8 protein-coding genes and 2 pseudogenes are annotated in these 10,973 nt (G+C 62.1%); 3 read left to right on the top strand and 7 right to left on the bottom strand.

Features of this window, described 5'->3' with window-relative positions; translation table 11 throughout:
- Positions 1–71: 71 nt before the first annotated feature.
- The 3 genes and pseudogenes from NCT05_RS31890 to NCT05_RS31880 form a co-directional block, all read right to left on the bottom strand.
- A pseudogene (locus tag NCT05_RS31890) lies at positions 72–356 on the bottom strand (IS21 family transposase); the annotation flags it as partial.
- A gap of 319 nt (positions 357–675) precedes the next feature.
- Positions 676–1,902 carry a PDDEXK family nuclease gene (locus NCT05_RS31885; RefSeq protein WP_250504042.1) on the bottom strand — a complete coding sequence of 409 codons (1,227 nt, stop codon included), beginning with the start codon at positions 1,900–1,902 and terminating at the stop codon, positions 676–678.
- Positions 1,899–2,549, bottom strand: a complete 651-nt coding sequence (locus tag NCT05_RS31880; RefSeq protein WP_250504041.1) for a hypothetical protein — start codon at positions 2,547–2,549, stop codon at positions 1,899–1,901. The genes NCT05_RS31885 and NCT05_RS31880 overlap by 4 nt, the downstream gene beginning before the upstream one ends.
- A gap of 211 nt (positions 2,550–2,760) precedes the next feature.
- Here NCT05_RS31880 and NCT05_RS31875 point away from each other — a divergent pair, with 211 nt between their 5' ends.
- Entirely contained in the window at positions 2,761–3,237 is a 477-nt protein-coding gene (locus NCT05_RS31875) for a hypothetical protein (protein WP_250504040.1), read from the top strand.
- Between the two features lie 65 nt (positions 3,238–3,302).
- Here NCT05_RS31875 and NCT05_RS31870 read toward each other — a convergent pair.
- A pseudogene (locus tag NCT05_RS31870) lies at positions 3,303–4,210 on the bottom strand (helix-hairpin-helix domain-containing protein); the annotation flags it as partial.
- Between the two features lie 417 nt (positions 4,211–4,627).
- Between NCT05_RS31870 and NCT05_RS31865 the strand changes: the two are divergent.
- Positions 4,628–6,106 (top strand): aldehyde dehydrogenase, encoded by a 1,479-nt coding sequence (locus NCT05_RS31865; protein ID WP_350030097.1) that lies wholly within the window; start codon positions 4,628–4,630, stop codon positions 6,104–6,106.
- A 91-nt stretch (positions 6,107–6,197) separates the two neighbouring features.
- On the top strand, positions 6,198–7,100 hold the full coding sequence (locus NCT05_RS31860; RefSeq protein ID WP_250504039.1) for an NAD(P)-dependent oxidoreductase: 903 nt from the start codon (positions 6,198–6,200) through the stop codon (positions 7,098–7,100).
- A 72-nt stretch (positions 7,101–7,172) separates the two neighbouring features.
- Here the strand turns inward: NCT05_RS31860 and NCT05_RS31855 are convergent, their stop codons facing one another.
- From NCT05_RS31855 to NCT05_RS31845, 3 genes are all read right to left on the bottom strand, one after another.
- Entirely contained in the window at positions 7,173–8,069 is an 897-nt protein-coding gene (locus tag NCT05_RS31855; protein WP_250504038.1) for a LysR family transcriptional regulator, read from the bottom strand.
- Between the two features lie 218 nt (positions 8,070–8,287).
- A complete protein-coding gene (locus NCT05_RS31850; protein ID WP_250504037.1) occupies positions 8,288–9,691 on the bottom strand; it encodes an MmgE/PrpD family protein in 1,404 nt (467 codons plus the stop codon).
- A gap of 128 nt (positions 9,692–9,819) precedes the next feature.
- Positions 9,820–10,899 (bottom strand): amidohydrolase family protein, encoded by a 1,080-nt coding sequence (locus NCT05_RS31845; protein ID WP_250504036.1) that lies wholly within the window; start codon positions 10,897–10,899, stop codon positions 9,820–9,822.
- Positions 10,900–10,973: the final 74 nt, after the last annotated feature.

Genomic DNA, 10,973 nt, shown 5'->3' with positions numbered 1-10,973 from the left:
CCCAAACGAAATCGAGAATCCGCCGCTGTTGTAGTTATAGCGTCGGCGCAGGGCGGGAGGCGCTCATTTCATTCCCACAACAACGTCAGCGTCACGCCCTTGCGGCGCAGCTCTTGATGAATGCGACCGTAGTCGGGCTGTGCATAGGCTGCAGGTCCGGTGGGCTTGCCAAGAAGCCGTCGCTCGAGCTCGCCTTCGTCCATATCACAGGCGATCGCCCAATCCAGCCCGGCGGCACCCGCCAATCCGACGTACTTCGTGACCACGCCCTTGGAAATGCCCAGCGACGCGGCGATTCGATCATGCGAGAAACCGCCGTCGAACTTAAGTCGTAAAACATCCTTGATCATGCGCATGTTCATCCGGTGCGCGGGCATGCTCTCTCCGGCAAAAGCCGGCGAGCATAGCTCGCGTGGTTGATGTCATGCGCAACGCCAGTCCTGCCGTCCGGTTCGTTCGGTCACGTTCCCGAAACGGCCGGTCACGTTGCCGAAATCGCCGGTCACGATCCCGAAACGGCCGGTCACCTTCGTCCGAAATACGCAATGTGCTTGCGGTTAAAAGGAATTCACGTGCATCTAATGTCATCGCGTGAGCGCAATCTGCCAGACGTCGCAGACGCTCGTGAGCGCGGCGCCGACACACTTCCAGAGCTTCTCGGACAACCGCTTCTCATTACAGACTTGCGTGCGCCGCCAGACGAGGTCGCAACGCGTTCACTAGCTTGTTAGCTGTCGTGCATAGCCACGCGAGTTCTGCTTCGTCCTTTTGGCTCGCATTGTCGATCGTTGGGTGCTTGATCAATAGGACGCCAACGACCCGCTCACTGTCCTGTCGCTCGCCGCTGATTTCGAAGTGAAGAGGCACTCCTATCTCTTGCTCCAAGGCGCTCTGATCTTCAAGCAGTATCTCCAATGCTTCGCGACCTTCCTGACCAACGAACTTCAGCGCGAAACCTGCAGAAGACGCGGCTTCTCTATATGCGACCAAGTGCGAGACTGGGCCGGGCATATCTATCTTTACCCAGTTGTTCCCTCCGTGACGCGGTGGCGACTGGTCAGGGTGGTCGAACTCAACGGCGGCGATGAACTTGTCCCAGAACGCGCGATTTTCGAGGCGCGAGCCGACCGTCGATGGCTTCTCCGGCGGTTCGGTCGAGTTTGTGCGAGTAGGCGACGACAGTCGTTCCACCGAGTGACCGTCGATGCTAACGAACACCTCCCGCTTCACGATCTCGGTCTGCAACGGTACAAATGGCACAAGCAAGGTTCGCCCTGCTGCGTCCCTCAGGATCTTTATCTCGACGAACGCGACCCGCGAGAGAAGCCCCGCCTGGGAGGCTAGGGATCGGCGCAACGCGTGCAGATCACTTCTGATTCCATCGCCCGCAATGACAAGGAGAAAGTCCCCCTTCGCGAGCGAACGGTTCACCGCGTCGACAAACGCGGCTTCATCAAGCGCGGGGTAACGACTTCTCACGGCATGAAAAATTGGGTTGTCACCGGAAAGACCGCGAGCGTGCTTCAAGCGCGCCTCGAGGTCCGAGTAGGTCCATTCCGCAAGCAGTGACGCGTACTCGAACAGTTGCGCTACGACCTCGCGGCGCGCCTCGGGATTTCTCCACAGTTTGCACTCGACCAACACGAGTTTGCCTGTGGGCGATACGCCAAGCAGGTCGAGGAAGACCTTCGATGACCCGTAACGGAGCGGCAGTTCGCGACAGAGTGGCACGAAGTCCTCGCCATACCCGAACATTTCGACGATCGGCAGCAAGCTCGGGTGGGAGAATAGACGCTCTTGCAACCAGCGTTCGCTGCGGCCATTGTTTGCAGACAGCGATACGCGTTCGAACGCAACTAGGGAGCCATCGCTTTCGCGGTTGTCATCGAGGTAGGCGGTCATAACGGCTTAGACAAACTATGCGGCATTGAGACATCGGCGCTTGAGTGAACTTGTACGCGGTAACCGTTTCTGATCGCGTTGACGACCGAAGGAGGCGTGAGCAGTTGGACCGTAGCCGCACCGCAGCCAGGCTCGACACTTTGCCCGTAACCATTGCTGGTCCAGGGAAACAACCGGTCGCCGATCCACAAGAAAGGGGCGTCATTGGAAAGGATGACGACCCCGCTCGGAAGCGAACCCAGCGATTGTTGCCACGCCTCACTCTTCGAGCGACTCATGCGCTCAGCGTGCATCGCCCTATCAATATCGGCCACAGGGGTGTTCGCTGAGAAAGCATTTGCGCTCAACCAATGCGTTTTGAAGCTGACATATTCGGTGTTGCGGCACATCGCACACGACCGGTGTCCGGCGCTTAGTGCCGTGGCCTCGTCGAGGAAAAAGAGCTCCGTATACCGGCCGGGCTGCATTAGCGGTTTCCGAGTCCACCCCTTGTAGGACAACCTGCATGTGACCCAAGACTTCGTCTTGAATTGGCGGACGATATCGCCGCGCTGGTTATGAATCTCACCGCGATTTCCCATCCACGTCGCCGACGGACAGATCGGTTCGATGGCACCGGTTGGATAGACGCCGTTCGGAAGAGGCATAGGCAGAGAGCTGGGTTGTAGTCGTGTTGGCTAGCGCTCACGGGTATACGGCAGCGACCACTGAATCTTTAGCGTGGAAACGCGTCGGGACGACGCTGGCCGCCGAGGCAGCTTTTCAGCGAGCCGGTTTCGCCGACGCAAATTGGCTACTGCTGTCGGCCATTAGCGGCCGTTCGACATGGCGAATAGGATGATAAGAATCGCTGCACCGATGACGTACAACGTAGTACCGATCCATAAATCAAAAATGCTTCGTGGAAAAAAAACGGTTGCTTTTGCGTCGAGCTGTGTCGTCTTAGCGACTGTTGCTTACTGCTCTGCATCGACGGAGGAATCGAAGCCGGACGGGATGAAATCCTTCACCTCACCTTCGGGACAATACCAAGCCGTGCTGCTCACATGGGTGGGCGGGGGTGGCATTTCACCCTACTGCGACGAGGCATTGCTGGTCATCCCATCTCCCAAAGACCAACCTCAAGCTAAACTGAAGAAGCGGTATGAGGTGTATTCCGGGGAATGCGGTAACTTTGCGGATCACAGTCCCTCTCCAAAGATCACCTGGCGTTCCGATGACGTTCTGAGAGTGACTTTTTCTATAAATGGAACGGCTGCATGGCCGAAAAAAGTGAAGATGAAGATGGTTGATGCGTCAGGGTTAGTTAGGATCGAGTTCGAACCGAAACAATAGACCTACTACAACGTCCGCTTTGTGATGTTGGGAATGTCTCTTCCGGGTCGGTTCCCGTCAGTGCGTCAATGGAAGTTACGGCTCGACGTGGCTAAGTTGCCAAGGAGTTCGGTCATGTCGACAAGTCGATTCGCGACGAGGTGCTTTACCTCGCCTTCCTTCTGCCAGACGCCATAGACCCCGAGAAGGGAAGCGCCGAGCGCTTCCTTCCTGAACTTCTCGACCAACGACGGCCAGACGATCACGTTGATCTGGCCGGTCTCATCTTCCAGGGTGATGAAAAGAACGCCGTTCGCTGTGCCCGGTCGCTGGCGCACGGTGACGATGCCGCATGCCTTTGCGAGCCTGCCGTGCGGATAGGTAGCGAGCTTCGACGCCGCGAAGATCTTCTTCTCGTTGAGCCGTTCGCGTAGCAACGCGACAGGGTGCCGGTTCAATGTCAGGCCGGTCGAGCGGTAGTCGCTGACGATCTCCTGCGCCTCGTTCGGCGCGGCGAGCATCGGCAACGCCTCTTCACGGGTCGTCGCGCGCAACAGGTCTTTGTCGGGCACGGCGGCCACTGCCTGCCAGAAGGCCTCGCGTCGGTTGCCAGATAGCGCGGAAAGGGCGTTCGCGTCCGCAAGCAACTGCAGGTCGCGGCGATCGAGGCGCGCTCGGTTGGCAAGATCGTTGACCGACTCGAGAGGACGCACGGCTCGCGCGGCCTCGATGCGGGCGGCGGACTCGTCCCGCATGCCCCGGATCAGCGACATGCCGAGGCGCACCGGCGCCATCGAACCGTCGCCTTCAAGGAATGAATCCCAGTTGCTGATGGTGACGTCGATCGGCAATACCCGCACCTTGTGACGCTTCGCGTCTTGTACGAGTTGTGAGGGCGAGTAAAAGCCCATCGGCTGTTGATCATCGCGCAGAGGAACGCGGCTGGTTCATGGCATTTGAGCCAGCAGCTTGCATAGACGAGCAGGGCGAAGCTTGGGCGCACTCGGATTCTCAAAAGCTCCGCTGGGTAGATGGCGCAAAGCAGCATGACCGGTTGGCCAGATTGACTGGCGCGTTCATCGCAAGGCTCATCAGAGAGGTCTCCCGTCATGCACAGTCGGCAAGGGTCTGCTGGGTTCGCCGTGTCGAGCCAGCGCGTGCGTCTTGTCCACGCCCATATTCGCAACTTGGTGCTAGCCGCGGAGAATGGTTCTTCAACGCAGTTTCCCGGGGTCATGCGCGGGACCGGGCACGCGTCGTAATCCCACGGCCATCCCATCGAATCGAAATAACAGAAGTTCCAAATCGATATTGGACGCTCGCTCTCCTTCATTTGAAGATTCGCTTCGTCAGCGCGTCGCGCGGTTTGCGCCACGCACGCAGGTGATCCACAAAAGAACCAGGAGACGATGTGGTCAAGCGATACCAGCTTTATATCGGCGGACGGCGCGAAGATGCGACCGGCAATCGGATGCTGCCGAGTACCAATCCCTATACCGGCACCGTGTGGGCCGAAATTCCCGATGCGAGCGCAGCCGATGTGTCGCGTGCGGTCGCAGCGGCAAGCCGGGCGTTTCATGAAGGCTGGCGCCATAGCCCGGGCGTGCTGCGCGCGGGTCTGATGCACAAGCTCGCTGCCCTGATCGAAGCGAACGCCGATCGCATGTCCGCCATCGAGAGCACGGACAACGGCAAGATCGTGCGCGAAACGCGTCCGCAAATGCTGTGGGTGGGCCGACAACTGCGCTACTTCGCCGGCTATGCCGACAAGCTGTTCGGGCAGCAACTGCCGCTCGATCAGCCGAACACACTCGATTACCTCTCGCTCGAACCGTACGGCGTGGTCGGCCTGATCACTGCCTGGAATTCGCCGCTCGCTTTGCTGGCGAACAAGCTCGCGCCCGCGCTCGCGGCGGGTAACTGCGTCGTCGTCAAACCGTCCGAGCATGCGTCGGCTTCGACACTGGAATTCGCGGCGCTAGTGGAAGAAGCGGGTTTCCCGCCCGGCGTGTTCAATGTCGTGACCGGCGGCGCGGAAACCGGCCGCGCGCTGGTCGAAGACCCAGGGGTCGCGCTGGTCAGCTTTACCGGCAGCCCGAACGTCGGCCGCCACATTGCCGCCGCCGCCGGTCGTCGGCTGGTTCCAGTCAAGCTGGAACTGGGCGGCAAGTCGCCGAACATCATCTTCGACGATGCCGATCTCGACAAGGCCGTCGTCGGCGCGTTGGCGGGCATCTTCGGTGCGACCGGGCAAACGTGTGTCGCCGGATCGCGTCTGCTGGTGCAGCGCGGCGTGTACGACAAGGTGATTGACCGGCTGGCGACGCGCGCCAGCGCGATCCGCCTGGGCGATCCGCTCGATCCCGCCACCGAGATGGGCGCCGTCGCGAACGAACCGCAGTATCGCCGCATCCTCTCAGCGATCGAGGCCGCGAAGGCGGCGGGCGGACGTCTCGTGACGGGCGGCAAGCGCGCCACGGGTCGAGGTCTCGATCAAGGCTATTTCATCGAGCCGACGATCTTCGCGGATATCGACAACCAAAGCGAACTGGCTCAGGAAGAAATCTTTGGACCGGTGCTCGCGATCATTCCATTCGATACGGAGGCCGAATCAATCGCGATCTCCAACGACACGCGCTACGGTCTCGCGGCCGGCATCTGGTCGCGCGATATCGCGCGAGTCATGCGCGTTTCCAGGGCGATCCAGGCGGGCAGTGTGTGGGTCAATACGTATCGCGCGCTGGCCGCGCAGGCGCCCTTCGGCGGCTTCAAGGAATCGGGCATCGGACGCGAGCGCGGCGAAGCCGGTCTGCACGAATACATGACGACCAAGAACGTCATGATCGATTACTCGGACGGCGTTCGCGATCCCTTCGCAATCCGTACGTAAAGCACGTCGAGACGTTCGCGGCGCGCTGCGTGATCGCGCGCCGTGAACGTGTTTGCAAAGCAATCCGCGACACCACTATTCAGGAGACACCATGAGTCAAAATCAGCAAATCGGCTTCATCGGCCTTGGCGTGATGGGCGGCCCGATGTGCACGAATCTCGTGCGCAAGTCGGGCCACCCGGTGCATGTGTTCGACATGTCGAAGGAAGCAGTCGCGCGCCTCGTGGAAGCAGGCGCCACGGCGGAAGACAGCATCGCGTCGCTCGCGCGCAAGGTCGACGTCGTGTTCCTTTCGCTGCCGTCGATCGATCAGGTCGAGACGGTGTGCGCGGAACTGCGCAAGGCCGGCGACAAGCTGCGCCTGATCGTCGACATGAGCACGAGCGACGTGTCCCGCACGCGGGCGCTGGCGGAGTCGCTGGCGAAGGACGGCATCGCATATGCCGACGCGCCCGTCGCGCGCACCGCGGAGGCGGCGGTCAAGGGTACGTTGCTCATCACGGTGGGTGGCGGCGATGCGCTGTTCGGATCGATTCGTCCGCTGCTCGAATGCATGGGCAGCGACATCCTGCACTGTGGCGACGTCGGTGCGGGCCAGATGGTGAAGATCCTCAACAACATGATGGTCTTCATGACGGTGAATGCGCTTTCCGAAATCATCACGATCGGTCGTCGCGCGGGCCTTGATGGTCAGGTGCTGTTCGACTTGCTGTCCAAGGGTTCGGCCGACAGCTTCGTGCTGCGCAATCACGGCATGAAGTCGCTGGCGGCCGACACGTTCCCGGAGAAGGTTTTCCCGCTGCTGTATGCGATCAAGGATGCCGGCCTCGCGTTGACGCTAGCGAAACAAGGCGAGTTCGAGCCGCACATCGCGCGCTACACCTACGAACTGATGTGCGAGGCGCGCGATGCCGGGTTCGGACAGAACTACCATCCGGCGATCGTGCAGATCGTCGATGGCCGCGCGGGAGGGAAGGCAAAGTCCGCAGCCTGAAGAGCGGGTCGACAAACGCGACGGTCAAAGAGCGGCGAATGTGGGTGAGGCCGAGTCGCTCACCCTCACTCGCTATTCGTTTTCCGCCCCGGCTAGTCGCGGCAGAATCGACGCCAAGATCTTGCGCGTTAGTGCGGAGGCGTGGCGTTCGCACCAGATCGCTTCCATGCGAATGCTGCCGGCGGTCGCCGGCAGTTCTCGAAAGCGCACGCCCGGAAATGCGCCGAGCGTATACGCACGCGCCACGAGCGAAACGCCGAAGCCGAGACGCACCATCTGGAAGATAGTCAGCGGATTGCGGGCGGTGTGCCGAATCTCCGGACTGAAGCCAGCCGCGTGGCAGCACGCCACGATCGCATCGAAAACCGCGGGACCATGTTCGCGCGACAAACCCACTATCGGTTCGTTGGCCATATCCGCCAGCTTGAAATCCGGCTTGGTCGCGAGCCAGTGATGATCGGGCACGACGGCAACCAGCGCCTCGCTGAAGATCGGCGCATGATTGAGCTTCATGCGTTCCGGTCTCACGTGGACGATGCCGAGATCGAGCACGCCTTGCGCGACGGCGACGACCTGATCCTGCGATTGCATGTCGTTCACCGAAACCTCCACGTGCGGGAACGCCTCGCGCATCAGCGTGAGAAAGGTCGGCATCACGCTGAACAGCGCAGCGGTGGCTACACCGACGCGCAACGCGCCCGCATCGTTTTTCGCGGTGCGCACGGTCGCGTTGACGGCTGTGCTCAACTGATCGAGCAGCAGCCGGCTCTCGCGAAGAAAAACCGCACCGGCGTCGGTGAGCTTGACCTCGCGCTTGGTGCGCGCAAAGAGCTGCACGCCCATCTCCGTTTCGAGCGCTTTGATGTGCTGCGAAAGCGGCGGCTGCGAGATGTGCAGACGCTCCGCGGCGCGGCTGAAGCTCAGTTCTTCCGCGACCGCAACAAAGGAGCGCAGATGCCTCATGTCCATGACGTATTGCCTGTGAACACAGAATGACGAATGGGACGGTCTTGCGCACGACGCCGCGCGGGCCCGATATGGTGGGAGATTCTATAGGCAGCCGGGCCGACGACAAAGCGCCATGCGGTTGGTAACGCGAGAACGACGAGGCCCCGGCAAGCGCGATAGCCGGGCCTCGTGGCGCGCTGTGAAGTTGTCTCGGCGCGCGTGTCAGCGCGCCGGGCGGCTTAGCCGAGCACGCGAGTGATGGCCCGTACCGGCGTGTCGGGCGTGGCGGACAGCAGCGCATCGAGCACGCTGTCGACACCCGAGGCGAGCAATCGCAAGCCCGCGTTGCCGCGGAATTTGCTGACGATGTCGTCGAGCGACAGCGCGCGTTCGCCGCTGCCGAGGTTCATCGGCACATGCGCGCGCAGCGTCCTACCATCGGCGAGCGTGACGCTGACCGCGCCCGAGAAGTACTTCGGGAAGTTCGACGCGGTTTCCTTCACGCACTCGGCGTTCGCGGCGAGCGACAGGATGGCCGGGTCGCGCAGGCTTTCGTCGCTGAGTTCCGACAGCGTGAAGCGATTGCGCACGAGGCACGCGGCCACCACGAATTGCGCGCTGAACTTGGCTTCATAATCGTTCTTCGGCACGATCTTGGCGCACGCCGGTTCCGCGACGATGGGCAACGTGGCTTCGGGCAACTCGCAGACGATGCGCTCGATCTTCGCGTCGGGGCCGAGCTCGCGGCGCAGTTGCAACGCGGCTTCGGCACAGCCGTGAATGAAGTGGCACACCGGGTAGGGTTTGATCGAGGTGTCGAGCATAGTCCAGTTCGAGCCGAGTTCTTCGGCGATCGAATCGGCGTCCACTTCGCTGGCCAATCCTTGCAGGTGAGTGTCGATCAGACCGAAGCGGCCTTCATAAGGACGTTGCGGACCGGCGAATCCGGCTTGGGCCATGTGCGCCGCCGTGATGCCGGCGAGCGCGCCCCAGCCCGGGTGCATGCGCTTGGTCCACGCGCCGTTCTCGAGAAAGACCTGTACGCCGGACGCGGTGCTCGCCGCGATCCCTTGCGCGGAGACGAGCTGCTCGACACTCAGGCCAAGCAGCTTGCCCGCGACGACAGCCGAACTGAAGTGCGACACGACACCGGTCGCGTGGAAGCCGACGTGGTGGAAGCCGCCCTTCACCGCGCGGCCGAGCCGGATCGCGGTTTCCATGCCGGCGACGTAGGCCGTGATCATTTGCCCCCAGCTGGCGTCGGTCGATTCGGCCAACGCCAGCGCGGCGGGCAGACAGGCGACCGACGGATGAACGATGCTGGCCGGATGGGTGTCGTCGAAGTCCAGGCCGTGAATCAGGTAGCCGTTGGCCAGCGCGGCATCGCGCGGGGCGAGATGCGCATCGCCGCCGATCACCGTGCCGTTGCCGGAGCCCGCTGCCGCGCGGATGCCGTTCAGCCCTGGACCCGCAAACGGAAAGTGATGCGAAGCGAACGCGAGTCCGATCGCATCGATGATGTAATGGACGGATTTGGTCCAGACGGATTCGGGAATCGCCGCGAGGTTCAGCTCGTGCGCGAATGTCGACAAGGCTTGCGCGATATTGCCGGCAGGCTGGCGTAGAACAGAGGTGCTGTGCATGGTGTCTCTCGAAGCAGGCGTGACCCAATCCTGCCCCGGCAACAGCGTGCCGGGGTCGGGTCATCGCGTGAATGAATGCGTGCTGTGGTGAACGGGTGCGCTCGCGTCGCGCGAGGTGCGTCTCGAATTCAACGAGCGGCGTCACCGATCCGATACGTTCTCGCGGCGGTGTTGTAGAACAGATCCGCCTTCTCCGACTCGCTGGCGTTGGCCGCGAGTCGTTTGAAGGCGCTCCAGACCGTCGCGTAACTCGCGGAGGCGCGATCGACCGGGAAGTTGCTCTCGAACATGCAGCGGTTCGCGCCGAAGGCGTCGATCACCGCGTTGACCGTCGGACGCCAGGCGTCGGCGAGCGTGCTCGAAGACGGCGGCTTGGACTGGTTCACGAAGTCGTAGCCAAACACGGTGGTTCCGTAGCCGCCGATCTTCATCACGATGTTGGGACACGCGGCGAGCGGCGCCAGCAACGGCAGCCATTCGTCGAACGCCGCCTTTTTACGGCCAGCGTAGGGGCCGACGCCGAGCAGTCCGCCGATGTGATCGAGCACGATGGTCGTTTCGGGCACCGCGCGAGCCAGATCGATCACGTCCTGCAGTTGCGTGTGATAGACCCATGCATCGAACGTCAGGCCGAGTTTGGCGAGACGCCGCATGCCGGCATGAAACGCCTTGTCGGCATAGAGCCCGAGAGGCGGCCGCGCCAGCACGCCGTGCTGAAACGATTCGTGGCGCGAGGCCGCGAAACGAACGCCGCGAAAGCGGCCCTTGCTCGCGTCGATCTGCGCGTTCAGCACGTCCTCGACCGCGTCTCCGAGCAACAGGTCGGCATAGCCGACGATGCCGGCCGCGACATCGGTCTGCGCGCCGCGCGCCTTCGCGGCTTCGGCGAGCTTCACGACCGCTTCGGTCTCGCCCACCGGCTTCAGCCGCTCGTCGCCCGAATCGCGATATTGCCAGCCGCACTGCACATACACGGTGCCTTCAACCTTGTGACCGGCGCCGGTGTCGCGCAGCAGATCGTCGAGCCCATAGCCGCCCCAGTGATGCGAGAAATGATGATGCGGGTCGATGATCCGGCGCCCCGGCTCCAGCGCCGGTTCTTGCCCGCTGGCAAGCCATTCGGCGCTCGGGTGGCGGGTCTGCAAAAGCGGTGGGTTGTCCTCGACGGCGGCCGGCGTGGCATGCGCGGCCTGCGTTGAAGCGTTCACGAAGTGTCTCCTCCGAAGGAAGTGGCCAAGGTCATTGCAATGACGATTGCGTCGGTCATTGCGGCTGGCTGGAT

This window comes from Caballeronia sp. AZ7_KS35 (assembly GCF_023631045.1).
Lineage (GTDB): Bacteria > Pseudomonadota > Gammaproteobacteria > Burkholderiales > Burkholderiaceae > Caballeronia > Caballeronia zhejiangensis.
The sequence above is the reverse complement of the archived record's forward strand: the minus strand, read 5'-3'. Positions and strand labels throughout refer to the sequence as shown.

Coding starts and splice junctions, on each gene's coding strand:
- NCT05_RS31885 (WP_250504042.1), bottom strand. CDS start 1,902: ATGACCGCCTACCTCGATGACAACCGCGAAAGCGATGGCTCCCTAGTT.
- NCT05_RS31860 (WP_250504039.1), top strand. CDS start 6,198: ATGAGTCAAAATCAGCAAATCGGCTTCATCGGCCTTGGCGTGATGGGC.
- NCT05_RS31855 (WP_250504038.1), bottom strand. CDS start 8,069: ATGGACATGAGGCATCTGCGCTCCTTTGTTGCGGTCGCGGAAGAACTG.
- NCT05_RS31880 (WP_250504041.1), bottom strand. CDS start 2,549: ATGCCTCTTCCGAACGGCGTCTATCCAACCGGTGCCATCGAACCGATC.
- NCT05_RS31850 (WP_250504037.1), bottom strand. CDS start 9,691: ATGCACAGCACCTCTGTTCTACGCCAGCCTGCCGGCAATATCGCGCAA.
- NCT05_RS31875 (WP_250504040.1), top strand. CDS start 2,761: ATGACGTACAACGTAGTACCGATCCATAAATCAAAAATGCTTCGTGGA.